General features: G+C 49.6%; 1 protein-coding gene. It reads left to right on the top strand.

Features of this window, described 5'->3' with window-relative positions; genetic code table 11:
* Nucleotides 1-270 (top strand): ATP phosphoribosyltransferase regulatory subunit (locus ACWFR1_RS40400; protein ID WP_453561134.1); only part of this gene is annotated, 270 nt, incomplete at both ends.

The raw sequence follows: 270 nt of genomic DNA, 5'->3' as shown, positions 1-270 counted from the left end.
GCTACAGAGAGCAGGTCAAGTCTCTCCCGCTTTCCTCCATTGATAAAAGCAGACTGCTTGAGCTCCTCGAATTGCGGGGCGGCATAGAAGTATGCGGACGTGCTGAGGAAATCGTCGATTCTGCACAAGGAAAAAGCGTGGTTGATGAGCTGAAGGCGCTGTGGGACATTCTTGAGGATTACGGATGTACGGAAAATGTCCGCCTGGATCTGAATATGGTCAGCCACATGAGCTATTACACAGGGATTTTATTTGAAGTGTACGCCGAGA

This window comes from Streptomyces sp. NPDC055103 (genome assembly GCF_053607625.1).
This window is presented reverse-complemented; position numbering and strand designations above follow the sequence as displayed.